This window comes from Actinomadura sp. 6N118 (assembly GCF_044326415.1).
GTDB lineage: Bacteria > Actinomycetota > Actinomycetes > Streptosporangiales > Streptosporangiaceae > Spirillospora.
Map to the genome: position 1 here is coordinate 174,164 of NZ_JBIRAZ010000002.1, position 24,581 is coordinate 198,744.

Sequence of the window (24,581 nt, forward strand, 5' to 3'; positions counted from 1 at the left end):
GCTCCAGGTCGAGCAATGAGCCGGATCACGGGTACGAGACGGCCCGGTCAGATCTCTGGATTTCCTTCTCGCGCCAGGTCGCGCACGAGGGTGGCGAAGTCGGCCACGAGCGGGTTGGTGGTGGTCATCGGCCTGCAGAGCGCGATGCGCAGGGGCGGGATGTCGAGGATCGGCCGCCAGACCAGGTCGGGGCGGCTGTAGTGGGAGCTCATCGACTCGGGGCCGATGCAGATCGCCGTGCCGGAGGCGACGTGTTCCAGCATCTCCTCCACGTTGTCGTTCTCCGGGCCCCAGATGGGCTCGCCGCCGTCGGGGCGCGGGTTCACCGCCCACCAGTCCACCCAGTCACGGGGTGCCTGCCGGGTCCACACGATCGGCTCGGCTGCGAGGTCGTGGATGGAGACGGTGTCCCGGCCGGCCAGCGGATGCCCGGCCGCGAGCCCTGCCCAGCGCCGTTCGACGCGTACGACCTCGACGTGCAGCCCCGCCGTCTCGGCTGGGAACCACACGAACGCCACGTCCACCAGTCCCTCGTGCAGGGCCGTCACCTCGCCGCCCCAGTCGAAACGTTTGGGCTCGACGGAGGCGTCCGGGTGCCGCTTCATGAATTCGGCGTAAGCGCGGGTGCCCAGCGTTCCGGCGCCGGAGGCCTCGAAGCCCACACGCAGGATCCTGGACCGGGCGGCCGCCACTACACGCGCCGTCCGCTGCGCCGTCTGCCAGTCGGCGATCAGCTGCCGAGCCGCTGGGAGGAACGCCTCGCCTGCCGGGGTCAGGAGGACTTCGCGGCCGGTGCGCTCGAAGAGGGGCGTGCGCAGGTCGGCTTCGAGCTGCCGGATGCGGCGGCTGAGCGACGGCTGGGACACGAAGAGCCGCTCGGCGGCGCGGGTGAAGTTGAGCTGGTCGGCGAGCACGACGAAGTACCGCAGCGTACGCGTGTCCACGTCCAACGAGGCCTCCGATAGCCATGCGTTTAGTGCATAGGTGCAGGTCTTGGACTTCGCTGAAGCAGCCTAGTTGCCTTAAGTGCATGTCCGACATTTCTCGTGCCACCTTGCTTCGCGCCGGTGGCCTCTCCGCAGCCGCCGTCACCCTTGGCTCCGCCGCCCTTGGTTCCGCGACCCTTGGCTCCGCCACCCCGGCGGCGGCCTCCGCCACCGGCCGCGAGCACCCTCATGTGACGCTGATCCGCAACTACTACGCCGCGTACGCCGCCGGGGACACGGCCGCCATGCGCGAACGTTTCTTCGCGCCCGACATCGCGTGGACGATCCCAGGTCACCATCCGCTAGCCGGCACGAAGCGGGGGGTGAACGAGGTCATCGCGTTCTTCGAGCAACTCGGCCGTGCAGGGATGAAGGCCGAACCCATCTTCCTGGCGGCGGACGGGGACTGGGTCGTGGACCTGCACCGGGGATGGAGCACGACACCGGAGGGGCTCGACCAGGTGTGGGCCCTCGCCTTCCGGATCAAGAACGGGCGCATCGTCGAGGCGGTCAACTACCCGGGTGACCAGCACGCCGCCGACGCGTACTTCTGGCGCGTCTACCCGCTCGCCCCGATCCCCAAGCGGCTTGCCCGGAGCTCCCGATGACGCCGCCCAGCAGACGCAGCGTCCTGGCGACCGGCGCGGGAGTCCTGGGATTGGGCATGGTGAGCGCGCCGAACGCGGCGGCAGAGGCTCGCGGACGGCGCTTCGAAGGCAAGACCGTCCTGCTGACCGGCGCGACATCGGGCATCGGCAAGGCCACCGCGTTCGCGCTGGCACGCGAAGGCGCCCGGGTCTTCTTCTGTGGCCGCCGTGCCGCGCTGGGCCGCCAGAACGAACGGGAGATCCGGGCCGCAGGCGGTGAGGCGACGTTCCACCGCACGGACGTGGGGATCGAGTCCGAGGTGTCGATGCTCGTTGCCGCGTGTGTGAAGCGGTACGGCGGGATCGACATCGCCGTCAACAACGCCGGCATCGAGACGCCGCGGGCCGCGCCGCTCCACGAGCAGTCGGCGGAGGACTTCGACACGGTATGGCGCACGAACGCGCGCGGCGTCTTCCTGTGCATGAAGCACGAGCTGCCGCACATGCTCCGGCGCGGACGCGGCGTCATCGTCAACACCGCGTCGATCTCGGCGGAGGTCGGCTTCGCGACCATCGCCCCGTACAACGCCAGCAAGCACGCCGTCGCCTCGCTCACCAAGGTCGCGGCGCTGGAGTACGCCGGTAAGAACATCCGGATCAACGCGCTCGCGCCGGGCGCGGTCGACACCCCGATGCTGGAACGCGCGGCCAAGGCGTTCGGCATGACCTACGAGCAGATCGCCCAGGGGTATCCCATCAAACGGATCGTGCGGCCCGAGGAGATGGCGAGCGTCATCATGTGGCTCGCCTCCGACGAGGCGAGCGCCGTCATCGGCACCGACCTCGACGCCTCCGGCGGCTACCTGACCGGCTGATCCGACGCCAGGACGCTGACCAGGCGCTGGACGAGGCCGCGTGTCTCCTCGTACGGCGCCTGGCTCAGCATCACCAGCAGCGGATGCTCGCCGCCGAACTCCTCTCGATCACCGAAGAATGATCGCTCCCGTTACCTTTTTCACGTCCCGCCGGCCGCCGAGCGCCTCCACCCGGTCACGACAGAACTCGTTCGCGAACGGGAGCAGACACGCCCGGCGTGACCCTGGACGGCGAGAGCACCGCGGGCAGAACACCGACGAGTGCGATGCCCGCGGCGGCCCACATCGCCGGGACGAACCCGTCGATGAACGCCCCCGGCGACGAGTAGCCGCCCTGGCCGGCGAAGACCAGCGCGATGATCGCCACACCGAAGACGCTGCCGAGCTCGCGCAACGCGCTGTTGACGCCCGCCGCCACCCCGGTGTCCTCCAGCGGCACGGACGCGGTCACGGCGTTGGCGACAGTCGGCATCACGGCGGAGATGCCCACACCCGCGACGATCAGCGGCGCCACCAGACTGACATAACTCACACCCGGCTCCACGACAGCCGCGAGCCATGCCAGTCCAACCGCCTGCATCACCATGCCCAGCGCCATGAACGGCCGGTTGCCGAAGCGATCCGCGAGCGCACCCGCCAGCGGCGCGGTGAGCATCAGTGTGCCGTTCCAGACCAGGATGCGCAGGCCCGCCTCCCACGGTGAATAGCCCATGCCGACCTGGAAGAGCTGCGCGATGATGAACAGCGATCCGATCAGCGAGATCTGCTGGAGGAACGCAACCACGTTGGACGTGGCGAAGCCACGCGCCCGGAAGTAGTGCAGCGGCACCATCGGATACGGAGTGCGGGCTTCCCACCATAGAAACGCCCCCAGGAACACCACACCGGCCACCAGCGCGCCGATCACTTCCACGCTGCCCCAGCCCACCAACGGAGCGCGCACAGGCGCCCATGTCAACGCGAAGACCCCTACCCCGGCCAGCACGAGACCGACCAGGTCCAACTGCGGACGCGGACCGCGGCTCTCCCTCAGCAGGAAGGTCGACAGCCCCGCCGCCGCCAGCCCCACCGGCACGTTCACCCAGAAGATCCACTGCCACGACAGGCCCTCGGTGATCGCGCCGCCCACCACCGGGCCCGCCGCGACCCCGAGTCCGGCGACCGCGCCCCAGATCCCGATGGCCGCACCCCGCTTGCCCTCGGGGAACGCCTCGATGATGAGAACAAGCGTCAGCGGCAGGATGACCGCCGCCCCCACCCCTTGGACCACCCGCGCCACGATGAGCGCCTCGGCGTTCGAGGACATCGCGGCGGCGGCCGACGCCAGACTGAACACCGTCAGCCCTGCCACGAACATCCGCCGCCGCCCGAACCTGTCGCCCAACGCCGCGCCGGACAACATCAGGCAGGCGAACACCAGGTTGTAGGCGTTGATCGTCCATTCGAGGTCGGCCAGGCTCGCGTTCAGCTCGACGCGCAGCACCGGCAGGGCCGTCGCGACCACCACGATGTCGAGCGAGGTGAGGAACACCCCCAGGGGAGCCAGCACCAGTGTCCAGACCGCACGCGGTCTGCGAACGTCATTCATGTCAACGCCTTTCCGAATCGGACCGTCTCTAATAGAGAGGCGCGACCCAGCGCCGATTCATCGGCAGGTGCATTGACCTGGAGTGCACTCAAGGTGGAATGCTGGGGGCGTGAGCTTCTACTCCCCGGGTGAGACCGCTGAGAAGAGCGGCTTCAGCATCGACACACTGCGCTACTACGAGAAGATCGGCCTGCTGTCGGACATCGCGCGGAACGCAGCCGGACGGCGGGTGTTCACCGATGACGATCTCGCCTGGCTGCACATGCTCCGCTGCCTGCGAGAGACCGGCATGCCGATCGCGGAGATGTTGCGATTCTCAGAGCTGCTACGCGGCGGCGAGGAGACCTTCAAGGAGCGGGTCGAGCTGCTGGAGGCCCACGACCGGCGGGTCGAGGAACAGATCGCCGTGCTGAAGACGCAACAAGAGCACATCCAGTGGAAGATCGGCTACTACCGGAACGTCATCTGATCACGGTTGATCCCCGGAACATTTGTGCAAGACACCGGCACGCGGTGACGGTGACAGTGGGTTCATGGGCCACAACATCATCCAGAACGCCTTCCAGGCGCTCGCCAGCAATGACCCCGATCAGATCTCCCTTGTCAGCGGGCTATCGGGTCGACTCGGCGGCCCGTGCTGTCGAAGACCAGCAGGCGGTCCAGATCGACGGCCAGGCGGACGTCGTCGCCACGGTTTGGGCGGGGGCCGGTGGTGATGCGGAAGATGAGGTCTGTGCGGCGGTGATGGCCAGTGCGCTCAGGCTCGGGTTCGGGCTCGGGGGTGGAGCGGCCGAACATGGCGCGGATTCGGGAGGGCTGGATTGGGGCTGGGGGCTGTACGGGGCGTTGGGTGAACTCCGCCGGATCCACGGAGGGGATGCCTGCCTCGGCGTAGGCCAGCCATTCGTGGCCGTGGAATTCGAGTGTCCGGACATGGCCGACCAGTTCTTGGCCGGTGGGTTCGGCGGTTGTCTGGGTGAGGGCGTCGGCGCGGAGTCCGATGGTCACGGGGGCGCCGTGGTGGCTGATGAGGGCTGTTGCGCGGGGGTCTTCCCAGGGGAGTGTCAGGCGCTGGGGGCCTAGGTCCAGAACCACGCCCTGGTCTTGGACGGCCCAGGCCGTTGCGCGCAGGAGGTTGATGGGCGGAGAGCTGAGGAACGCGGCGACGAAGACCGTGGCGGGGTCGTGGTAGATCTGCTCGGGGGTGCCCACGTCCTCGAGGACACCTTCGCGGAGGACGGCGATGCGGTCGGCCATCGTCATGGCCTCGACCTGGTCGTGCGTCACGTAGACGGTGGTCGCGCCGGTCGAGCGGACAAGGGCGGCGATCTCTACGCGGAGTTCGGCGCGCAGGCCGGCGTCCAGGCTTGAGAGGGGCTCGTCCATGAGGAAGAGGGCGGGCTCGCGGATCAGGGCGCGGCCCATGGCCACGCGCTGGCGCTGGCCGCCGGACAGGGTGCCGGGCAGCCGCTCGAGCATGCTGTCCAGGCCCAGGGCGCGGGCCAGTTCGCGGACCTTGGAACGTGCCTCATCTGGATCGTCCCTGGTGATCTCCAGCGGGAACATCATGTTGCCGCGGACGCTGCGATGCGGGTAGAGCGCGCCGTTCTGGAAGACCATTGCCACGTTGCGCTCGCGGGGGGAGAGTCCGTTCGCCACGGAGCCGCCCAGCCACAGGTCTCCTGAGGTGAGCTCCTCCAAGCCCGCGATCATGCGCAGCACCGTGGACTTGCCGCAGCCGGACGGGCCCAGCAGGACGAACAGTTCCCCGTCCTCGATGCGCAGGCGGAGGTCGTGCACCGCGTGGAGGCCACCGGGGTAGATCTTGTTCACGCCGTCGAGCACAACGTCCATCCGGATCCCCCTGGGTTGTGACGGGGATTACATCCTGCTGATCCCATCGTGCACGTGGTCGTTTGTCCAGGGGCCGTTTTGTACATGTTTGCCAGGGGTTTCAATGTTGATCATTCATGGCAGAGTGAGGAGAGTGTCTGACAGACCCATTTACGAACCGTTCGCCGCGGAGTATGCCGACCACGCGGTGGACAGCCCGTACAACGCCTTCTACGACCGGCCGGCGGTACTGGGACTGGCGGGCGACGTGAGCGGGCTCACCGTGCTGGACGCGGCTTGCGGGCCCGGGTTGTACGCGTCGGAACTGCGGCGGCGCGGCGCCCGGGTCATCGCGTTCGACCAGAGCCCGACGCTGGTGGAGCTCGCGCGGGAACGGCTCGGCACGGACCGGGACCTGCGCGTTCACGATCTCACCGAGCCGCTGCACTGGCTCGGGGACGGCTCGGTCGATCTCGTGGTGCTGGCGCTCGCGCTGCACTATGTGGACGACCGGGTGGCGATGCTCAGGGAGTTCCGGCGGGTGCTGAGGCCGGGCGGGGCGGCCATCCTCTCGACTCATCACCCGATCGCGGACTGGCAGGAGTTCGGCGGCTCGTACTTCGCGGTCGGCGCGGTCGAGGTGTCGCTGAGCCCGAAGAACGACTGGCCGGTGCGGGTATGGCGGCGGCCGTTGACGGCCATGTTCGCGGAGTTTCGGGCTGCGGGGTTTCTGGTGGACGAGCTTCTGGAGCCGCGGCCGGACGCGGAGATGGCCACGCGTTATCCGGACGATTACGCCGAGCTGGAGGAGACGCCCGCGTTCATCGCGTTCCGGCTCATTCCGGATCCGGCCAGTTCCTCCCCCTGAGCGAGGCGGCGGCGGAGCACGGCGGAATTGTCGGCCACGGCCGTGATGAGGACGCCAGGTTTGGCGAGCGGGAGAACGGCCAGGCCTTCGGCGGTGTGCGGCTCGCGGGAGAGGTTGGGGGCGACTAGCAGAACGCTGCCGATTGCTTTGGCGCCGCCGACTACGGAGCGGCTGCCGAAGACGGCTGGGTCGTCCAGACGTAGCTCGTGGCGAAGGAGTGGGGCGCCGCCGAGGGTCACGTCGAAGCGGCTGGTGTGTTTGCCGGGGAGCTCCAAATGGCGGCCCAGGATGAGTTCCTCATACCAACGCAGCGTTGCGCCCTCGGCGAGTTCGATGGCGGCGATGGAGCGGTGGTGGCAGCCGGCGGCGGCCACGGTCGGCTCTGGGGCGAAGTCGAGATGGCCACCTGCGGCGACCGTGGCCCGTACGGTCACCCGGGATTCGCCATCGCCGGGCAACGCGAGCGTGGTGGCGACTGAACGTATCGCCAGGCGCGCATCCGGCCCGATTTCCAGCGTCAGTTCGAAGTCGTCGCCGCCTAGCGGACCGGCGGCCGCCCCCACCAGGTAGAGCGCCTCTGCGGTCTCGCGTAGTGCGAGCGGGCCGTCGGAACGCAGCCTGGTCAGGCGCGTCCGGCCGCCCACGTCCCGTTCCACGGACGCGGCGGCGCGGGCGACGTACCCACGGCTCATGAGGCCGCCGCGTGGTTGTGATGGCCGGTTTCGTGGTTGTGGTGGCGGGCCTCGTGCAGGACGGAGCGCACCCAGTCCGCTACTTCGGGGGCGCCAGGTTGCTCGCGCAGGGACGTGAACGCCACGGGCCTGCCATCGCGGACCCGGGACGAGTCACGGGCCATCATGTCCAGGTCGCTGCCGACCAGCGGGGCCAGGTCGGTCTTGTTGATGACCAGCAGATCGGCCGCCGCCACGCCGAGGCCGCCCTTGCGCGGCACGTCGTCACCGCCCGCCACGTCCAGCACGAAGATCTGCCGGTCCGCGAGTCCCTGGCTGAAGAGGGCCGTCAGGTTGTCGCCGCCGCTCTCCACGATGATGAGGTCCAGGCCCGGGTGGTGTTCCTCCAGCGCCTCCACGGCGTCCAGGTTGGCGGAGATGTCGTCGCGGATGGCGGTGTGCGGGCAGCATCCGGTGCGTACGGCCGTGATCCGGTCGTCCGACAACACCGCGTTGCGCCGCAGGAAATCAGCGTCCTCGGTGGTGTAGATGTCGTTGGTCACGACGGCGAGGTCGAGCTCGTCGCGCAGTGTGCGGCACAGGGCTGCGGTCAGCGCGGTCTTGCCGCTGCCGACCGGGCCGCCGATGCCCAGCCGCAGGGCACGGCCGTGCGCGGGTGCGGCGGTGTGCGGGTCGTGGTCATGGTTCGCTCCCATTGAGCGCCTCCTGGGGGTTCGGAGCAGTCAGGGTTCGGAGCAGTCAGGATTCGAAGAGGCGCAGGTCCGCGCTCATGTGGAGCTCCGCATAGAGGTCAAGGATGGGGGCGGAGGGGGCCGGAAGCGCCGTCCAGTCGTCCGGCGCGGCGGCGGCTTCGGTGGCGATCGTGTCCACGTCGGGGGCTAGTTCGGCCAGGGCCCGGTGTACGGCGAGGGGATCGAGGCCGAGCAGTCGTACGGCGGCGGACGCGGGGCCGGTGATGGCGCCGTAGGCGGTGATGGTGGCCGCTTGGTGCGGCGTACCGTTGCCTGCTGCGGCTGAGGCGCCGAGCACGATCGGGTGGTGCGGCTTGCGTACTGCTGCGGCGAGCGCCTCAAGCGCAGGGTGCGGCCAGGTCGTACGTGCGGCACGCAACAGGGAACGGCCTTGGGCGCAGGACGCTTGGCGTTGAGCCAGTGACGGCGTACGGGCGTCAGCCTCCGCATTGAGCCGTTCCCAGGCTTGGGCGTCAGCGGGGGTTTGGGTGTGCGTGTGGGCGTGTGCGCAGGCCGCCGCCGCCAGTGCGGCGTTGACCAGCCCGGACGTCGCGAGGCGGCCGCGCAGGAAGTCGGCAAGCCCAGCGACGTCCTTGACTGCGCCGGCGGTGACGGCGGCCTCCAGGCCACCCGAATGCGCATGCCCCCCGGCGGGGAGCCGGGAGTCCGCGAGCAGCAGCAGCCGTGCGTCCACTAGAACAGGAAGTAGCGCTGGGCCATCGGCAGCTCCGTGGCAGGTGCGGGCTCCACCTCGTCGCCGTCGATGGAGACGGTGAACGTATCCGGATCGACTTCGATGTGCGGTAGGGCGTCGTTCAGCGGCATGTCCGCCTTGGTGACGCGGCGCGTGTTCTTGACCGGAACGAGACGGCGCCGTACATCGACGCGCGAAGCCAGATCGTCGTCCAAGGCGGCCTGCGACACGAAGTGAACGGACGTCGCGGCGGCGACGGCGGGCGCCGCGCCGAACATCGGCCGGGGGAGTACGGGCTGCGGGGTGGGGATGGAGGCGTTGGCGTCGCCCATCGCGGCCCACGCGATCATGCCGCCCTTCAGCACCACCTGCGGGCGCACGCCGAAGAACGCCGGATCCCACAAGACGAGATCGGCCAGCTTGCCGGGTTCGACGGAGCCGACCTGGTCGTCGAGACCGTGCGCGATCGCCGGGTTGATCGTGTACTTGGCGACATAGCGACGGGCGCGCAGGTTGTCGGCCGGGCTGCTGGGACTGCCGTCGCCGGGGAGCGCGCCACGGCGCTTCTTCATGGTGTGGGCGGTCTGCCAGGTGCGGATGACGGTCTCGCCGATGCGGCCCATGGCCTGCGAGTCCGAGCCGATGATCGAGATCGCGCCGAGGTCGTGCAGGATGTCCTCGGCCGCCATCGTCGTCGGGCGGATCCGCGACTCGGCGAACGCCAGGTCCTCCGGCACCGACGGGTTGAGGTGATGGCACACCATCAGCATGTCGAGGTGCTCGTCGAGGGTGTTGACCGTGTGCGGGCGCGTCGGGTTGGTGGACGACGGCAGCACGTTCGGGTGCGCTGCGACGGTGATGATGTCCGGTGCGTGGCCGCCACCCGCGCCCTCGGTGTGGTACGCGTGGATGCCGCGGCCGCCAATGGCCTCCAGCGTGGACTCGACGTACCCCGCCTCGTTCAGGGTGTCGGAGTGCAGCGCCGCCTGGACGCCCGACTCCTCGCAGACGCGCAGGCACGCGTCGATGGCGGCGGGCGTCGTGCCCCAGTCCTCATGCAGCTTGAAACCGGACGCCCCGGCGCGCAGTTGCTCCCGGAGCGCGTCCTCGCTGACGGTGTTGCCCTTGCCGAGCAGCGCCACGTTCACCGGCCAGGTGTCGAGCGCCTCCAGCATGCGATGCAGGTACCAGGCACCGGTCACGGTCGTGGCCTTGGTGCCCTCCGCCGGGCCGGTGCCGCCGCCGACGAGCGTGGTCACGCCCGCGCCGAGCGCCTCCTCGATCAGTTGCGGGCAGATCAGGTGAACGTGGGAGTCGACGGCGCCCGCGGTGAGGATCTTGCCGTTCCCGGCGAGGACCTCCGTGGACGGGCCGATGACCAGGTCGGGATGGACACCGTCCATGGTGTCGGGATTGCCTGCCTTGCCGAGCGCCACGACGCGGCCGTCGCGGATCCCGACGTCCGCCTTGATGACGCCCCAGTGATCGAGCACGACCGCGCCGGTGATGACGAGGTCGAGCGCGCCCTCAGCACGCGTCGTCCGGGCCTGGCCCATCGACTCGCGGATCACCTTGCCGCCGCCGAACACCGCCTCGTCGCCCGCGCCCGCCGGACCGCGGCTGCGGTCCTCGGTCACCTCGATCAGCAGGTCGGTGTCGGCGAGCCGCACCCGGTCACCGGCGGTCGGACCGTACAGCTCGGCGTAACGGGCCCGAGACAGCGTCGTGCGATCAGACAGGGCGGGATCAGGCAGCGTGGGATCAACCATCGAGGGGTCCTGCCTTCTCCAGGCGCAGGCCGGGGACGACGCGATGCCCGGCCAGGGGTACGAGGGAGACCTCGCGGGTCATGCCGGGCTCGAACCGCACGGCCGTACCGGCGGGCACGTCGAGACGACGGCCCCAGGCGGCCTCGCGGTCGAAGTCGAGGGCCGGGTTCGCCGCGGCGAAGTGGTAGTGCGAGCCGACCTGCACGGGCCGGTCGCCGGTGTTGACCACGGTGACGGCGACGCGCGGGCGGCCAGGGTTGAGCTCGACAGGCTCAGGCCCCGGAATGATCTCACCGGGAACGATGCCTTCCTGGGGGGACGACCCCCCGTTCTCCCCGCTCATGGGATCGGCCTGTGCACAGTGACGAGCTTGGTGCCGTCAGGGAAGGTCGCCTCGATCTGGACGGAGTCGAGCATCTCGGGGATGCCCTCCATGACGTCGTCACGGGTGAGCACGGTGCGGCCCGATTCCATGAGCTCGGCCACGGTGCGTCCGTCGCGGGCGCCCTCCAGGATGTGCACCGCGATGATGGCGGTCGCCTCGGGATGGTTGAGCCGCAGTCCGCGTGCCTGCCGGTCCCGAGCGACCTGCGCGGCCACGTGGATCAGCAGGCGTTCCTGCTCGTGTGGGGTGATCAGCACACGTGCACGCTAACCGTGGCACGAGCGGCGGCGGAACGGCTCCGCCTGTGCTTTAACAGCCAATTCACAAGTCTGTGTCGTCCGAAACACGCCCGTCATATCCGGCTCACACCCCGGCAATGGCATCCGGAAACCTCGCTATTACAAACCGGAGCATTCGCCGAAACGGAACGATCCAAGACTCCCTCTGAGAGATCTTGGAGGTGTTCCGTGCCGATATCGGCAGAATTCGAGGACGTCAGCAGACGCGGCTTCCTCACGAGGGTCGGGGCAACGGGCGGGGCGGGCGCGATGTTCGCCACCATGGGCGCGCTGGGCCTGGCCCCGAGCGCCGAAGCCACGACGAAGGTCCCCTTCCAGCCTCCGCAGGCCTCCGACTTCCGGCTGCGCGGACGCGCCGCCGCGAAGGTCGTGGTGCTCGGTGCCGGGGTCGCCGGGCTTGCCGCCGCGTACGAGCTGGGCAAGGCGGGCTACCAGGTAACGGTCCTGGAAGCCCAGGACCGGGTGGGCGGCCGCAATCGCACGCTGCGCGGCGGTGACCGGCTCACGGAGATCGGCGGCGCCACTCAGCGCATCGGTTTCAACGGCGACACCTACATGAACGCGGGTCCCGCACGCATCGCGCAATGGATGACCACCATGGACTACTGCCGCGAGCTCGGTGTCCCGCTGGAGGTCTTCACCAACTCCAACGCGGAGGCCTACCTCTACAACGAGTCGTCCGGGATGAAGGCCCCGGTCAAGTGGCGTACCGCCAAGGCCGATGTATTCGGTTACATCTCCGAGCTGCTGGCTAAGGCGACCGACCAGGGGGCGCTCGACCAGCGGCTCACCTCCACCGACAAGGAGCGGTTGCTGTCATTCCTGTCGGGGTTCGGGGCCATTGGCAGCAAGGCCAATGGCTTCGCCTACACAGGTGGCGACCGGCGCGGGTACTCGATCGATCCGGGCGCAGCGGAGACGGCGGGCACGCTCCTCGGGCCGCCGCCCTCGCTGAGCGACGTGTTCACCAGCGGGGTGGGGCGGTATTTCTCGTTCGAATTCGGTTACAGCCAGGCGATGTTGATGTTCCAGCCGGTCGGCGGCATGGACGCCATTCCGCGGGCGCTGGCCAAGGCCGTCGGGCACGGGCGGATCCGCACCGGCGCCAAGGTCAGCAAGATCACCAACCTGGCGTCCGGCGTGGCGGTGGAGTACGAGCGGGACGGCCGCACCAGGAAGATCGAAGCCGATTTCTGCGTCGCCACGCTGCCGCCGCAGATCCTGGCGAAGATCCCGCACAACCTGGGCGCGCCGGTCCAGGCGGCGCTGAAGACCCCGATCGCGGTGTCCACCGGGAAGATCGGGCTGGAGTACCGCAGCCGCTGGTGGGAACGCGACGACAACATCTACGGCGGCATCACCAACACCGACCTCGACATCTCCACGATCTGGTACCCGTCGGCGGGCTACCACGGGCGGCGTGGCCTGCTCGTCGGGTACTACAACTTCGGCGCCAACGCCGACACCTACGCCAAGCTCGACCACGCCGGACGGCTCAGCCGCGCCCTCGACATGGGTGCCAAGATCCATGGCGACAAGTACCGCCAGGCGATCTCGGCCTCGGCCTCCATCGCGTGGATCCGCCAGCCGCACATCGAAGGCGGCTGGATCTCCTGGCCCAGCCGCGGCGCCGAGTACAAGCTCCTCTGCGCGCCGCAGGGCAACGTCTACTACGCCGGCGACTGGCTCAGCTACGAGATCGCCTGGCAGCACGGCTCGTTCGAGTCGGCCCGCAAGGTGGTCACGGACCTCCACCAACGCGTGCTCAAGGGATGACCGAAGCACGCACGCATGACCGAAGCAAGCACGGATGACCGAAGCAAGCACGCATGGCCGAAGCACGCAGGGATGACCGAAGCACGCAACGAAGGGTCCACCGAACGATGATGCTGATGACCGCGCGAAGGACTCTCGTCGGCGGCGTCGCCTGCGCCGCCCTCCTCGCCGCAGGGGGAGCCGCCTCGGCCGCACCCGACAAGCCCGTCCGGCCGCCCAGGCTCACCGAGGTCCGCCCGGCGTTGCCGCCCGGCCAGACCAACCCCTCCATCGCCAACGGCGTCGCCGTCGGCGCCCTGGTCGCCACGTACACCTCCAGCGGTCTCGGCCCCAAGGACGCCAATCCGGCCGCGCCCGCCGGCACTCCCGAGCGGTACATCGACTTCCCAGGAGGCACACTGCCACCCGGGGTCTCGACAACCGAGGCGCAAGCGATCAATGTCTTGAAGCAGATCACCGACAACCTGAAGGTGCAGGGCCTCACCCCGAAGGACGTGATCTCGATGCGGGCGTACCTGTCGAACCCGCCCGGCGCGGCAGCCGCCGACTTCGCCGGGTGGAACCGCGCGTACCGCCAGTTCTTCGCCAACACCGACCTGGCGACCGGCAAGACGATCGACGTTCCCCTCGGCAGCGCCGCCCCGGCACCGCCGATGCTCGTCAACCCGGCCCGGCCGTCCCGCGTGACCATCGAGATCGAGAACCTTCCCGTGCCCGGCTGGCTCGTCGAAGTGGAGGTGGTCGCCGCCTTCCGGCACCGGTGATCGCGCCCGCCCTGGAGACAAGGAGATCCATGTCCGAGCTCCCCCCGTCCTCTCCCAACCTCGCCGCACTCAGCCGCCGCGCGTTCCTCGGGCGCACCGGTGCCGGGGCCGCCCTCATCGCGGGTGGCCTCGCCATCGGCGGCGGCTCCGCCATCGCCCGCACCGCACCCGCCATCGCTCCCGCCGACCTCGACCCCCTAGCCCTCCTGAAGAAGATGCTCGCGTTCGACACCCAGAACTTCGGCGAGGGCGGCGTCACCCGCCCGCACGCCGAGATGCTCAAGGCCATGTGGGAGTCCGCCGACGTCGCCGCCGAGATCATCCCGACTCCGAAGAAGGACAACGTCCACCTGATCGCGCGCATCCGCGGCACGACGAGCGCCCCGCCGCTGCTGCTGCTCGGTCACTCCGACGTCGTCCCGGTGGAACGTTCGAAATGGACCGTCGACCCGTTCGCGGGCGTGGTCAAGGACGGCGAGATCTACGGCCGCGGCGCGCTGGACATGAAGGGCGCCAACGCCGCGTTCATCGCCGCCCTGCTCCGCCATCTCAACGAGAAGGGCCGCTTCGACCGCGACATCATCGTCCTCACCGACACCGACGAGGAAGCGGGCCCGTACGGCTCCCGCTGGCTCGCCGAGAACCACTGGAACAAGATCGACGCGGGCATGGTGCTCACCGAGGGCGGCTGGTTCCTCGCCCAGAAGGACCAGAAGAGCCCGATGCTCATCACCGTCACCCGCCAGGACAAGGTCTACTTCAACCTCGACCTGGTGGCCGACGGCACCGCGACCCACAGCTCCAAACCCAACCCCGACTCGGCCATCGCCAAGCTCTCCCGCGCGATCGCCGAACTCGACAGCTGGCTGGCCCCCGTCACGCTCACCCCGGTGACCCGCGAATACTTCGCGGCCCTTGCCCGCGCCACCGATGACCGCCCGTTCAAGCGCGCCATCGAACTGCTCCTCAACGCCAAGTCCGGCCCCTCCCGCGAACGGGCCGCCGCCCTCGTCGTCAAGCGCAGCTCCTACCCCTGGCTGCACCGCGCCCTCCTCCGTACGACCCACGCGTTCGTGATCGAGGACGCGGGCTACAAGGAGAACGTCATCCCGTCCTCGGCGACCGTCCGCATCAACTGCCGGGGTGTCCCCGGCGGCCAGCGTCCGCGCGACTTCCTGGCCCAGGTCCGCCGCCTCCTCGCCGACCGCGACGTCCAGGTCAAGCTGATCGGCGCGGCCGGCGAGACCGAGGAGGCCGCCCTCAAACGCCTGGACGAGACGTTCGCCAAGCCGCCCTCATCCATCGACAGCCCGCTCTTCACCGCGATCAAGGACGCGGCGGGCGCGACCTACCCGCAGGCCACCTTCGCCCCGGCCCTGTTCGAAGCAGGGACGAGCCTGTCGCCGTGGACGTCCCGCGGCGTCCCCGGCTACGGCGTCTACCCGTACGTCCTGGACAACGACCAGCTCATCGGCATGCACGGCAACGACGAACGGATCTCCGTGGCGGCCCTCAGCCAGGGCACCGACTTCATGTACCGCCTCTTCGAACGCTTCAGGGTTTGATGAGGCGCAGTATGAGGGGGCCCTGTGTGAGGGGCGCTGGCCCCTGTGTGAGGGGCCAGCGCCCCTCACGCAGGGGCCGACACGCAGGGGCCGACCCCCGACCACGGGCAGTGAGCGGGGGATACGTGTTCTGGTGTGATGCGCCGGATGTCGTGGGGCGACATTAGACTCGCCGCCGTGGCAGGCCGCATTCGTAATGAGGACATCGCGCTCGTACGGGAGCGATCACCCATCGCCGAGGTCATCGGCGAGTACCTCCAGCTTCGGAGTGCGGGCGGGGGCAACCTCAAGGGGCTGTGCCCGTTCCATGATGAGAAGTCGCCGTCGTTCAACGTGACTCCCGCGCGGAATCTCTACTTCTGCTTCGGGTGCGGCGTCGGCGGCGATGTCATCAAGTTCATCCAGGAGATCGATCATCTGCCGTTCTCGGAGGCGGTGGAACGGCTCGCGGCCAAGGCCGGGATCCAGCTGCGGTACGAGGAGGGCGGGTTCACGCCCCGGCAGGACGGCGGGCAGCGGGCCCGGCTGGTCGAGGCGCACAAGGCGGCGGCGGAGTTCTACGCCGAGCAGCTCAACGGGGCAGAGGCGATCATCGGCCGGAAGTTCCTGTCGGAGCGGGGATTCGAGGCGTCGGACGCGGCTCACTTCGGGGTGGGGTTCGCCCCCCGGGAGTGGGAGGGGCTGGTCCGGCATCTGCGCGGGCGCGGCTTCGCCGACAAGGAGCTGATCGCGGGCGGCCTGGCCAAGGAGGGCCGGCGGGGGCCGATGGACCGCTTCCGCGGGCGGCTGATGTGGCCGATCCGGGATCTGAGCGGGGACGTGATCGGATTCGGCGCGCGGAAGCTCTACGAGGATGACGACGGGCCGAAATACCTCAACACGCCCGAGTCGCCGATCTTCCACAAGAGCTCGGTGCTGTACGGGGCGGATCTGGCCAAGAAGGAGATCGCGCGGCGGCGGCAGGCCGTGGTCGTCGAGGGCTACACGGATGTGATGGCCTGCCATCTGAGCGGGATCCCGACCGCCATCGCCACCTGCGGGACGTCCTTCGGGGACGACCACATCAAGATCCTCCGGCGGCTGCTGATGGATCAGGACGAGTTCCGGGGTGAAGTGATCTTCACGTTCGACGGGGACTCGGCCGGGCAGAAGGCGGCGCTGCGGGCGTTCGCGGACGAGCAGAAGTTCGTGACGCAGACGTTCGTGGCCGTGCAGGCGGACGGGCTTGACCCCTGTGACCTGCGGATCCGCCATGGGGATGCGGCCGTCAGAGATCTGGTGGCCTCGCGGCAGCCGCTGTTCGAGTTCGCCGTGCGCAGCGCCATCTCCCAGCACAACCTCGACACCGCCGAAGGGCGCCTGGCCGCGCTGGACGCGGCGGCGCCGGTCGTCGCGAAGATCAAGGACCGGGCGCTGCGGCAGATGTACGCGGTCAGCCTCGACCGGTGGCTCGGCATCATGGACGAGCAGTTCGTGATGCGGCGGGTGCGCGAGCTGGCGGCACGGGAGCACGGGAAGCGCAACGGGCGGCCCGGCGGGGAGGCCGGGGGCAACAGCGCGGCGGCCGAGCGACCCGCCTATGACCCGAACGACCCCGACGTGCAGCGTGAGCGGGAGCTTCTGAAGATCGCGGTGCAGCGCCCGTCGCTGCTCGGGCCGGTCTTCGACGGGGTGCCTGCGGACGCGTTCATCGCGCCGCCGCATGCCGCCGTCCGGGAGGTCATCGCTGCGGCTGGTGGGGTCGTTGTGGTGGCAGGGGCGGCCGAATGGGTCGCGCTCCTCCATGAGCACGCGCCAAATGACCAGGTCAAAGGGCTTATCACCCAACTTGCGGTGGAACCGACACGGTCCGCACAGGAATCGGATGACCGTTATGCGATTGAGTTGCTCGCCCGAATTCAGGAACGCCAGCTCACACGCATGATCGCCGACGTGAAATCTAAACTCGGACGGCTGAATCCGGTCGAGCAGGCCGAGGAGTACAACAAGCTCTTCGGCGATCTTGTTGCGCTTGAGCAGCAGAGACGGGAGTTGCGCGAGCGCGGGCTTGGGTCCCAGTAAGTCAAGAGACCGCAAAATGGGTCCTGTGATCTAGGGCCTGATTGACGCAGACTGTCCCCGTGGGCCCTTCGGTGCTGCCTAGCGAGGCGCCATCGGTTGATCAGGTGGCAGACCTAGTCGCACGTGGCAGAGAACGCGGCGGTGTGACCGTCGATGATGTCGCTGCTGCACTCGATCGCTCCGACTTGCCGGACGATTCCTTGGAACGTGTCGTCCGGATGCTCGCAGAGCAGGGGGTAGAGGTCCTCGAGTCTCAACAGGAGACCGAGGACGTCACGCGAGCGGACGAGGGAGACCTCGGCAAGCGGGCGCCGACGAGCGACCTGGTCAGGATCTATCTGAGAGAAATCGGTCGCGTACCGCTTCTCACGGCAGAAGATGAAGTCGAACTAGCGAAATCGATTGAGGCGGGATTGTTCGCCGAGGAGAAGCTGGCGCACACCGCCATCCTCTCCCGGATGGAACAACTCGACCTCGAACTGCTCGCCCGCGATGGAGTGCGGGCGAAGCAACGCCTGATCGAGGCCAACCTGCGCCTGGTGGTGTCGATCGCCAAACGGTACGTGGGGCGAGGAATGCTCTTCCTCGATCTCATCCAGGAGGGGAATCTCGGACTCATCCGCGCAGTCGAGAAATTCGACTACACCAAGGGATTCAAGTTCTCGACGTACGCCACCTGGTGGATCCGCCAGGCGATCACGAGAGCGATCGCCGACCAGGCCCGGACGATCCGCATTCCGGTGCACATGGTGGAGACCATCAACAAGCTGGTCCGGGTGCAGCGCCAGCTCCACCAGGACCTCGGCCGGGAACCGATACCCGAAGAGATCGGCCTGGAGATGGGGCTCTCGCCCGTCCGGGTCGTGGAGATCCAGCGGATAGCCCAAGAGCCGGTGTCCTTGCAGTCGCCCATCGGAGAGGAAGACTCCGACCTGGGTGACTTCATCGAGGACGCGGACGCCGTCGTGCCGATCGAGGCCGCGGCGTTCATCCTGCTTCAGGACCAGCTCGAGGACATCCTGGGAACGTTGTCCGATCGGGAGCAGCGCATCATCCAGCTGCGCTTCGGCCTGACCGACGGGCATCCGCGGACTCTCGAAGAAGTCGGCCGCGAGTTCGGCGTGACACGCGAACGCATCCGCCAGATCGAATCCAAGACCCTGGCCAAACTGCGTCACCCATCCCGCGCCCAGATGCTCAGGGAGTATCTGGACTGACAGCACGGATCAGCACAGCGGCTCTCCGCCGTGATCGCCCGATCGCCACCCCCGGTCGTGTGATCACGGCGGAGAGCCGTTTCCGGCAGGCGGCCATGATCGGGCTCCGTCGTCATGTGCATAGGCTGCCGCCTATGACCTCAGACTCACCTCAGGCGGCAGGACGGGTGCCACAGCGGACACCGTCGATCGACGGACGGCGGTTCCGTGCCGTCGCTGACGTGGTCGGGGGCGAGATCGTGCCCGAGACGCTCTTCACGTACCACGAGAGCGACGGCGAGATCTGGGCCGAGTACGCGGGCGGCGCGATCCGGCGAGGTCATCTCGTCGGCACCCGTACGGGCGACATGCTCGACTTCCGCTACAGCCAGCTCAACGTCGACGGCGAGACCAACAACGGGCACTGCGTGTCCGCCATCTCGACCCTGCCCGACGGACGGCTGCGGCTGGACGAGACGTGGGAGTGGGAGTCGAAGCCCGGTTCCGGGGTCAGCGCGGTGGAAGAAGTGCCAGAAGGGTTCTGACGGCACATTTCCGGCGTCGTTCCATTACCTTGGGAGCATGCTGATCGTGACGACTGACGGACTGGCCGGGTACGAGATTCGTTCCGTTCTCGGCGAGGTCCTCGGGGTGGCCGTCCAGACCGATCAGGGACTCCCGTCAGGGCAGTCCTCGAGTAGTGCGACGTTCCGTGTGACGGGCGAGCAGCCGGCCGTGGGCCTGGCGGCGACCCGGCGGGAGGCCGTGGACCGGCTCGCCCAGGAGGCCCATCGCAAGGGCGCCAACGCCGTCGTGGCCATGTGTTTCGACACCGCGCAGCTGTCCGGGGGAGGGCACGAGGTCTGTGCGTACGGCACCGCCGTGTGGGCAGAAGCGGTGAAGTCCGTCGCCGCCCAGCCGCAGTCCGGCACCATGCCGCAGCACAGCGGCCAGAGCGGCCAAGGTGCCCCGCAGCCGGGCGGCCCGCCGATGGCAGCGCGCAACCTGACGATCGGGCTCCACGACCGCCCCCGCTGAGCGGTCCGCCGGTCTGCCCAGGGCGGAGCGACCAAGGTCTAAGAAGCTGGAAGCCGGATCCAACCCCAGGAGCAGGATCCAACCCCAAGAGCAGGTCCCATCCCAGGAGCAGGTTCAGGGGCCCGCGGCGCGTTCGGCGCGGATGCGGGCCACGACGTCGCCCGCGGCGGTCTTGATGGCCTCCAGCTCCTGGAGGTACGACCAGTAGTCGGGGTGCGAGCCCGTCAGCCGTTTGGGGGCCGCTTCGAGCCGTTCGACGAGGCCGTCCAGCACCCGCGCGTGCTGCGGCGCGGGCCCGCCAGGCTGGGCGATCGCAAGCTTCTGCGCGTCACGGACGACGAACCGGGCCGCCTCGGCGGGCGCCGTCGGGTCGGTGCGGGCGGCGTCCAGCTGCGTCACCCGCCCGGTGACCTGGCCGGCCCGGCGGTCTGCCGCGTTCAGCTCGGTGCGGGCTGCGGTCAGGGCCTGCTGCGCCCTCTTCCACTCGTTCTGGGACAGCAGCGCGGACGCCTCGTTCAGCCGCTCACGGGCACGCGTCACACCGTCCTCGATGGCCTCCGGCGCGCCCTTGAGGTCCTGCCAGCACGCCTGCGAATAGCCGACGAGCAGCTTTTTCATCGCCTGCCGTACGGACTCGACGCGCCTCGCCACCACGTCCACGCGCGTGCGGACCGAGGCCACCGAGTTGCGCACCTTCTCGCCCAGGCGCGGCAGCTCTTCGGCCGCCTCCTGGGCGCGCGCGGCGATCCGGGCCACCTCGTCGGCCTTGTCCATCGCGCCGGACAGCCCGAGCCCGCCGAGCCCCTGAGAGCCGAGCAACGCCAGCCCCTCCTTGGCCTTGGCGAGCTCCGCCTCCGGATCCGACGCGTCCATGCCCGCCTTCTGGGCTGTCGCGATGGCGGCTTCGGCGGCGGCGACAGCGTCGCGAGCGGCGGCCAGCCGGGGCGGCAGCTGGTCGAGTGCCGTCTCCAGCCGCGCCATCTGGGGCACCAGCCGCTCGGCGAAGCGGTTGAGATCGTCCGTGATCTTGCGAAGCCGGTCGCCGACGGCCAGGAAGGCGCGGCGGGCGGCGTCGTACTCGGCCACCGAACGGTCGGGGGAGTCCAGGTCATGGGCGTCCACGATGTCGATGTAGCCGATGGACGCGGCGTCGGCGGTGTTGTTCAGCCGGTCGAAGTCCCTGCGGGCGGCGGCGCCGGCGACCTGATCGAGATCGGTCAGCACCGTGACCCGGCCGTCGATGTACTTCTGCGCCTGGTCCATGTCATAGAAGGCCGTGGCCGCGTCCTGCTTGGCCTCGACGGCCGCGGCGCGCGTCTCCGCCTCGCGTCCGGACCCCCGGCCACGACGGCGCTGATCGCCCGGTCCCCGCAACGCTGCCTCCCTTTCACGCCTTGCTCGCTCTAGTCTCGCTCAGGCCGACCGCTGAGTTCACCACTACAGGCCGGGCAATGTGTATCGCATCACCCTTTCTCCGAGGGTCGGGTCGTTCGGTGCAGGTGGGATCAGGTCAGTGCAGGTGATAGCAGACAGGTGAGATCGGTCTGTGTAGAGCAGATCGGTCCATAGGGAACGGATAGCATCACTTCCAGCGTCTTTATTGCGAGGCGTCGCGAGGCGCCGTCATGCAGCGAGCGATCTTGGAGGCACTGTGGGTGTCAGTCTCAGCAAGGGCGGCAACGTCTCCCTCACCAAGCAAGCCCCGGGGCTGACCGCGGTGACCGTGGGTCTCGGCTGGGACCTGCGCACCACGACCGGCACCGACTTCGACCTCGACGCGTCCGCGATGGTCCTGGACAACAGCGGCAAGATCGTCTCGGACCAGCACTTCGTGTTCTTCAACAACCTCCGCACGCCGGACGGCGGCGTCGAGCACACCGGTGACAACACCACCGGCGCGGGTGAGGGCGACGACGAGCAGATCAAGGTCAACTTCGGCGTCATGCCGCCGCAGGCCGAACGCGTCGCGTTCGCCGTGTCCATCTATGACGCCGACACCCGGAGCCAGAACTTCGGCCAGGTCCGCAACGCGTTCATCCGCGTGGTCAACCAGGCCGACAACGCCGAGCTCGCCCGGTACGACCTCACCGAGGACGCCTCCACCGAGACGGCGATGGTCTTCGGCGAGCTCTACCGCAACGGTGCCGAGTGGAAGTTCCGAGCCGTCGGACAGGGGTACGCCTCGGGTCTGGCCGGTATCGCGACGGACTTCGGCGTCAACCTCTGAGCGCCCCCGAGATCAGAGAGAGCCAAGGAGCAGCGCGATCATGGGAGTATCGCTTGCCAAGGGCGGCAACGTCTCGCTGACGAAGGCCGCCCCCGACCTCACCGCCGTCTCGGTGGGGCTCGGCTGGGACGTGCGCGCCACCACCGGCGCCGACTTCGACCTGGACGCCTCGGCGCTGCTGCTGAACAGCAGCGGCAAGGTCCTCTCCGACCAGCACTTCGTGTTCTTCAACAACCTGCGCAGCCCGGACGGCTCGGTCGAGCACACCGGCGACAACCTGACCGGGGAGGGCGAGGGCGACGACGAGGTCGTCAACGTCGACCTGGTCAAGCTGCCCGCCGAGTGCGAACGGGTCGTCTTCCCAGTGTCGATCTACGACGCCGACAACCGCGGCCAGAGCTTCGGCCAGGTGCGCAACGCCTTCATCCGCATCGTCAACCGGGCCGACAACAACGAACTCGCGCGATTCGACCTGACCGAGGACGCCTCCACCGAGACCGCCATGGTCTTCGGCGAGCTCTACCGGCGCAGCGGGGAGTGGAAGTTCCGCGCTGTCGGCCAAGGGTACGCTTCAGGTCTGGCCGGTATCGCCATGGACTTCGGCGTCAACGTCGGTTGATCAGCTGATCAGCGTCGATCAGCACCGCCGATGGCCCATGCCGATCAGCGCCAGTCACCCCGCCTAGCAGAAACGCATTCATGATTCTTCGCACCTTCGGGTGGTCCTTCGGTGTCACCGCCGCCGGCCTGCTCACCGCCTTCCTGTACGACGGGCTTACCGGACTCGCCCTGGTCGCCATCCTGGCCGTCCTGGAGATCTCGCTCTCGTTCGACAACGCCGTGGTCAACGCCAAGGTGCTCGAACGCATGTCAGTGTTCTGGCAGAAGATCTTCCTGACGATCGGCATCGCGATCGCGGTGTTCGGCATGCGGCTGGTGTTCCCCCTGGCCATTGTCGCGATCACCGCCGGGATGAGCCCGTTCGAGGCCTTCGACCTGGCGCTGAACGACGAGAAGGCCTACGCGCACGCCCTCGAGTCCGCCTACCCGATGATCGCCGCGTTCGGCGGGATGTTCCTGCTGATGCTCTTCCTCGACTTCGTGTTCCAGGAGCACGACCACCAGTGGCTGGCCTGGCTCGAGCGTCCGCTGGCGCGGATCGGCAAGCTCGACCAGCTCGCGGTCGTCATCGCGGGCACCGCGCTGGCCCTGGCCGGCGGCTACTTCGCCGACAACCCCGGCGAGGTGATGATCGCCGGCGTGCTCGGCATGATCACCTATATCCTGGTGAACGGGCTCGGCGAGCTCTTCGAGGGCGCGGGGGATCTCGACGAGGACGACGAGGACGTCAAGAAGGGGCCCAACGGGCTGGTCGTGGCCACCGGCAAGGCCGCGTTCTTCCTGTTCCTCTACCTTGAGGTACTCGACGCCTCGTTCTCCTTCGACGGCGTGATCGGCGCGTTCGCGATCAGCACCAACCTGATCATCATCGCCCTGGGCCTGGGCATCGGCGCGATGTACATCCGGTCGCTGACGGTCTACCTGGTGCGCAAGGGCACGCTGCACGAGTACGTCTACCTGGAGCACGGCGCGATGTGGGCGATCGGCGCGCTGGCGGTCTGCATGCTGATCAGCATCGGCCACCATGTGCCCGAGGCGATCACCGGCGGGCTCGGTGCGGGTCTGATCATCGCCGCGTTCATCAGCTCCCTGATCCGCAACCGCAACGGCGACGCCGGGGACGAAGCGGCCCCCGACAAGCAACTGCACTCCACCGGAGTGTGACCCACCAGACACATCACCTTGAATTCAGTCCCCACAGAGCCCCCCGAGCCAAGACCCCGCGTGTGACCCAACTCATCACCAAAGGAGCGGATGATGTCGATCTCACTGCAGAAGGGGCAGAAGGTCTCCCTTGCCAAGCCCGGCGGGGGCACTCTCACGCGTGTCAAGATGGGGCTGGGCTGGGACGCGATCGCCAAGAAGGGCCTGTTCGGCAAGAAGGGCAAGGCCCAGTCGATCGACCTTGACGCGTCCTGCCTGCTCTTCGACGCCAGCGGCAACCTCGCCGACACGGTGTGGTTCCGCCAGCTGCGAAGCAAGGACGGCTCGGTGCTGCACACCGGCGACAACCTCACCGGCGAGGGTGAGGGCGACGACGAGGTGATCAACGTCGACCTGCAGAGCCTGCCGGGCAACATCACCCAGCTGGTGTTCACCGTCAACTCGTTCACCGGGCAGGACTTCTCGCAGATCGAAAACGCGTTCTGCCGCCTGGTGGACGAGGGGACAGGCCAGGAGCTGGCACGTTACGACCTGAGCGGCTCAGGCCAGCACAACGCCCAGATCATGGCCAAGGTGTCGCGGGACGGCCAGGGCTGGTCGATGACCGCGATCGGTGCCATCGCCACCGGCCGGACGGTCCAGCATCTCGTTCCGGCGGTGACCCCGCACCTGTAGGCCTGCGGTAGGCCTGCGGTATGCCTGCGCACCTGTAGGCCGACCGTAGGCCGGGCTTTACAAACTGCGGCGGAAAAGCACCGACGGGCATCATGTGGTGTTCGTCGGTGTTTTTCGTATGACCGAATACCCGCGTACCACCACATACCCTGGATATCGTGCCCGCGTGCGGGCCCGACGATGGGGA

At 68.6% G+C, this 24,581-nt stretch carries 25 protein-coding genes; 15 read left to right on the plus strand and 10 right to left on the minus strand.

Features of this window, described 5'->3' with window-relative positions; all coding sequences use genetic code 11:
* Nucleotides 1-47: 47 nt before the first annotated feature.
* Nucleotides 48-944: a LysR family transcriptional regulator gene (locus tag ACH34W_RS04700; protein WP_395960044.1), complete on the minus strand. Its 897-nt coding sequence runs from the start codon at nucleotides 942-944 to the stop codon at nucleotides 48-50.
* A gap of 86 nt (nucleotides 945-1,030) precedes the next feature.
* On the opposite strand from ACH34W_RS04700, the gene ACH34W_RS04705 reads away from it, so the two are divergent.
* Together ACH34W_RS04705 and ACH34W_RS04710 are read left to right on the plus strand one after the other, a co-directional pair.
* The gene (locus ACH34W_RS04705) at nucleotides 1,031-1,594 is read left to right on the plus strand and encodes a nuclear transport factor 2 family protein (protein ID WP_395959445.1); all 564 of its coding nucleotides are present in this window, start codon (nucleotides 1,031-1,033) and stop codon (nucleotides 1,592-1,594) included.
* A complete protein-coding gene (locus ACH34W_RS04710; protein ID WP_395959446.1) occupies nucleotides 1,591-2,448 on the plus strand; it encodes an SDR family NAD(P)-dependent oxidoreductase in 858 nt (285 codons plus the stop codon). Before ACH34W_RS04705 ends, ACH34W_RS04710 begins: the two co-directional genes overlap by 4 nt.
* A 175-nt stretch (nucleotides 2,449-2,623) precedes the next feature.
* Here the strand turns inward: ACH34W_RS04710 and ACH34W_RS04715 are convergent, their stop codons facing one another.
* On the minus strand, nucleotides 2,624-4,036 hold the full coding sequence (locus ACH34W_RS04715; RefSeq protein WP_395959447.1) for an MFS transporter: 1,413 nt from the start codon (nucleotides 4,034-4,036) through the stop codon (nucleotides 2,624-2,626).
* 109 nt (nucleotides 4,037-4,145) lie between these two features.
* Here ACH34W_RS04715 and ACH34W_RS04720 point away from each other — a divergent pair, with 109 nt between their 5' ends.
* Nucleotides 4,146-4,505, plus strand: coding sequence for a MerR family transcriptional regulator (locus tag ACH34W_RS04720; protein ID WP_395959448.1), 360 nt, complete (start codon nucleotides 4,146-4,148; stop codon nucleotides 4,503-4,505).
* A gap of 134 nt (nucleotides 4,506-4,639) precedes the next feature.
* On the opposite strand, the gene ACH34W_RS04725 is transcribed toward ACH34W_RS04720, so the two are convergent.
* Nucleotides 4,640-5,890, minus strand: a complete 1,251-nt coding sequence (locus tag ACH34W_RS04725; protein WP_395959449.1) for an ABC transporter ATP-binding protein — start codon at nucleotides 5,888-5,890, stop codon at nucleotides 4,640-4,642.
* 133 nt (nucleotides 5,891-6,023) lie between these two features.
* Between ACH34W_RS04725 and ACH34W_RS04730 the strand changes: the two genes are divergently transcribed.
* Complete coding sequence (locus tag ACH34W_RS04730; RefSeq protein ID WP_395959450.1) at nucleotides 6,024-6,737, plus strand: class I SAM-dependent methyltransferase; 714 nt, start codon at nucleotides 6,024-6,026, stop codon at nucleotides 6,735-6,737.
* Here ACH34W_RS04730 and ACH34W_RS04735 read toward each other — a convergent pair.
* The 6 genes from ACH34W_RS04735 to ACH34W_RS04760 are packed head-to-tail and all read right to left on the minus strand — an operon-like array spanning nucleotide 6,662 to nucleotide 11,265.
* Complete coding sequence (locus tag ACH34W_RS04735) at nucleotides 6,662-7,429, minus strand: urease accessory protein UreD (protein WP_395959451.1); 768 nt, start codon at nucleotides 7,427-7,429, stop codon at nucleotides 6,662-6,664. The genes ACH34W_RS04730 and ACH34W_RS04735 overlap by 76 nt on opposite strands.
* A complete protein-coding gene (gene ureG / locus ACH34W_RS04740) occupies nucleotides 7,426-8,124 on the minus strand; it encodes an urease accessory protein UreG (protein WP_395959452.1) in 699 nt (232 codons plus the stop codon). Before ureG ends, ACH34W_RS04735 begins: the two co-directional genes overlap by 4 nt.
* A 43-nt stretch (nucleotides 8,125-8,167) precedes the next feature.
* Nucleotides 8,168-8,854, minus strand: coding sequence for an urease accessory protein UreF (locus ACH34W_RS04745; protein ID WP_395959453.1), 687 nt, complete (start codon nucleotides 8,852-8,854; stop codon nucleotides 8,168-8,170).
* A complete protein-coding gene (locus ACH34W_RS04750; protein ID WP_395959454.1) occupies nucleotides 8,854-10,623 on the minus strand; it encodes an urease subunit alpha in 1,770 nt (589 codons plus the stop codon). The genes ACH34W_RS04745 and ACH34W_RS04750 overlap by 1 nt, the downstream gene beginning before the upstream one ends.
* The gene (locus ACH34W_RS04755) at nucleotides 10,616-10,927 is read right to left on the minus strand and encodes an urease subunit beta (protein ID WP_395960045.1); all 312 of its coding nucleotides are present in this window, start codon (nucleotides 10,925-10,927) and stop codon (nucleotides 10,616-10,618) included. Before ACH34W_RS04755 ends, ACH34W_RS04750 begins: the two co-directional genes overlap by 8 nt.
* A gap of 35 nt (nucleotides 10,928-10,962) precedes the next feature.
* Entirely contained in the window at nucleotides 10,963-11,265 is a 303-nt protein-coding gene (locus ACH34W_RS04760) for an urease subunit gamma (RefSeq protein ID WP_395959455.1), read from the minus strand.
* Nucleotides 11,266-11,475: 210 nt separating this feature from the next.
* Here ACH34W_RS04760 and ACH34W_RS04765 point away from each other — a divergent pair, with 210 nt between their 5' ends.
* The 7 genes from ACH34W_RS04765 (at nucleotide 11,476) to ACH34W_RS04795 (ending at nucleotide 19,707) form a co-directional block, all read left to right on the plus strand.
* Nucleotides 11,476-13,083 carry a flavin monoamine oxidase family protein gene (locus ACH34W_RS04765; protein ID WP_395959456.1) on the plus strand — a complete coding sequence of 536 codons (1,608 nt, stop codon included), beginning with the start codon at nucleotides 11,476-11,478 and terminating at the stop codon, nucleotides 13,081-13,083.
* A gap of 116 nt (nucleotides 13,084-13,199) precedes the next feature.
* Nucleotides 13,200-13,847, plus strand: a complete 648-nt coding sequence (locus ACH34W_RS04770; protein ID WP_395959457.1) for a Rid family hydrolase — start codon at nucleotides 13,200-13,202, stop codon at nucleotides 13,845-13,847.
* Nucleotides 13,848-13,876: 29 nt separating this feature from the next.
* Complete coding sequence (locus ACH34W_RS04775) at nucleotides 13,877-15,412, plus strand: M20/M25/M40 family metallo-hydrolase (RefSeq protein WP_395959458.1); 1,536 nt, start codon at nucleotides 13,877-13,879, stop codon at nucleotides 15,410-15,412.
* A gap of 177 nt (nucleotides 15,413-15,589) precedes the next feature.
* Nucleotides 15,590-17,473 carry a DNA primase gene (gene dnaG / locus ACH34W_RS04780; RefSeq protein WP_395959459.1) on the plus strand — a complete coding sequence of 628 codons (1,884 nt, stop codon included), beginning with the start codon at nucleotides 15,590-15,592 and terminating at the stop codon, nucleotides 17,471-17,473.
* Between the two features lie 71 nt (nucleotides 17,474-17,544).
* Nucleotides 17,545-18,690, plus strand: a complete 1,146-nt coding sequence (gene rpoD, locus ACH34W_RS04785; protein ID WP_395960046.1) for an RNA polymerase sigma factor RpoD — start codon at nucleotides 17,545-17,547, stop codon at nucleotides 18,688-18,690.
* Between the two features lie 134 nt (nucleotides 18,691-18,824).
* Nucleotides 18,825-19,214 (plus strand): hypothetical protein, encoded by a 390-nt coding sequence (locus ACH34W_RS04790; protein WP_395959460.1) that lies wholly within the window; start codon nucleotides 18,825-18,827, stop codon nucleotides 19,212-19,214.
* A 37-nt stretch (nucleotides 19,215-19,251) separates the two neighbouring features.
* Nucleotides 19,252-19,707, plus strand: a complete 456-nt coding sequence (locus ACH34W_RS04795) for a YbjQ family protein (RefSeq protein WP_395959461.1) — start codon at nucleotides 19,252-19,254, stop codon at nucleotides 19,705-19,707.
* Nucleotides 19,708-19,821: 114 nt separating this feature from the next.
* On the opposite strand, the gene ACH34W_RS04800 is transcribed toward ACH34W_RS04795, so the two are convergent.
* Nucleotides 19,822-21,081, minus strand: a complete 1,260-nt coding sequence (locus tag ACH34W_RS04800) for a molecular chaperone DnaJ (RefSeq protein WP_395959462.1) — start codon at nucleotides 21,079-21,081, stop codon at nucleotides 19,822-19,824.
* 277 nt (nucleotides 21,082-21,358) lie between these two features.
* Here ACH34W_RS04800 and ACH34W_RS04805 point away from each other — a divergent pair, with 277 nt between their 5' ends.
* The 4 genes from ACH34W_RS04805 (at nucleotide 21,359) to ACH34W_RS04820 (ending at nucleotide 24,394) form a co-directional block, all read left to right on the plus strand.
* A complete protein-coding gene (locus ACH34W_RS04805; protein ID WP_395959463.1) occupies nucleotides 21,359-21,934 on the plus strand; it encodes a TerD family protein in 576 nt (191 codons plus the stop codon).
* A gap of 40 nt (nucleotides 21,935-21,974) precedes the next feature.
* On the plus strand, nucleotides 21,975-22,553 hold the full coding sequence (locus ACH34W_RS04810) for a TerD family protein (RefSeq protein WP_395959464.1): 579 nt from the start codon (nucleotides 21,975-21,977) through the stop codon (nucleotides 22,551-22,553).
* Between the two features lie 80 nt (nucleotides 22,554-22,633).
* Nucleotides 22,634-23,719 carry a DUF475 domain-containing protein gene (locus tag ACH34W_RS04815; RefSeq protein WP_395959465.1) on the plus strand — a complete coding sequence of 362 codons (1,086 nt, stop codon included), beginning with the start codon at nucleotides 22,634-22,636 and terminating at the stop codon, nucleotides 23,717-23,719.
* Nucleotides 23,720-23,812: 93 nt separating this feature from the next.
* On the plus strand, nucleotides 23,813-24,394 hold the full coding sequence (locus ACH34W_RS04820; protein WP_395959466.1) for a TerD family protein: 582 nt from the start codon (nucleotides 23,813-23,815) through the stop codon (nucleotides 24,392-24,394).
* Nucleotides 24,395-24,581 lie beyond the last annotated feature (187 nt).

What these genes read in the sequence shown, in the direction of transcription:
- ACH34W_RS04790 (WP_395959460.1), top strand. Translation starts at nt 18,825, where the DNA reads ATGACCTCAGACTCACCTCAGGCGGCAGGACGGGTGCCACAGCGGACA.
- ureG (WP_395959452.1), bottom strand. Translation starts at nt 8,124, where the DNA reads ATGGGAGCGAACCATGACCACGACCCGCACACCGCCGCACCCGCGCAC.
- ACH34W_RS04810 (WP_395959464.1), top strand. Translation starts at nt 21,975, where the DNA reads ATGGGAGTATCGCTTGCCAAGGGCGGCAACGTCTCGCTGACGAAGGCC.
- ACH34W_RS04820 (WP_395959466.1), top strand. Translation starts at nt 23,813, where the DNA reads ATGTCGATCTCACTGCAGAAGGGGCAGAAGGTCTCCCTTGCCAAGCCC.
- ACH34W_RS04735 (WP_395959451.1), bottom strand. Translation starts at nt 7,429, where the DNA reads ATGAGCCGTGGGTACGTCGCCCGCGCCGCCGCGTCCGTGGAACGGGAC.
- ACH34W_RS04815 (WP_395959465.1), top strand. Translation starts at nt 22,634, where the DNA reads ATGATTCTTCGCACCTTCGGGTGGTCCTTCGGTGTCACCGCCGCCGGC.
- ACH34W_RS04770 (WP_395959457.1), top strand. Translation starts at nt 13,200, where the DNA reads ATGACCGCGCGAAGGACTCTCGTCGGCGGCGTCGCCTGCGCCGCCCTC.
- ACH34W_RS04725 (WP_395959449.1), bottom strand. Translation starts at nt 5,890, where the DNA reads ATGGACGTTGTGCTCGACGGCGTGAACAAGATCTACCCCGGTGGCCTC.
- ACH34W_RS04715 (WP_395959447.1), bottom strand. Translation starts at nt 4,036, where the DNA reads ATGAATGACGTTCGCAGACCGCGTGCGGTCTGGACACTGGTGCTGGCT.
- ACH34W_RS04710 (WP_395959446.1), top strand. Translation starts at nt 1,591, where the DNA reads ATGACGCCGCCCAGCAGACGCAGCGTCCTGGCGACCGGCGCGGGAGTC.
- ACH34W_RS04795 (WP_395959461.1), top strand. Translation starts at nt 19,252, where the DNA reads ATGCTGATCGTGACGACTGACGGACTGGCCGGGTACGAGATTCGTTCC.
- ACH34W_RS04775 (WP_395959458.1), top strand. Translation starts at nt 13,877, where the DNA reads ATGTCCGAGCTCCCCCCGTCCTCTCCCAACCTCGCCGCACTCAGCCGC.
- ACH34W_RS04705 (WP_395959445.1), top strand. Translation starts at nt 1,031, where the DNA reads ATGTCCGACATTTCTCGTGCCACCTTGCTTCGCGCCGGTGGCCTCTCC.
- ACH34W_RS04750 (WP_395959454.1), bottom strand. Translation starts at nt 10,623, where the DNA reads ATGGTTGATCCCACGCTGCCTGATCCCGCCCTGTCTGATCGCACGACG.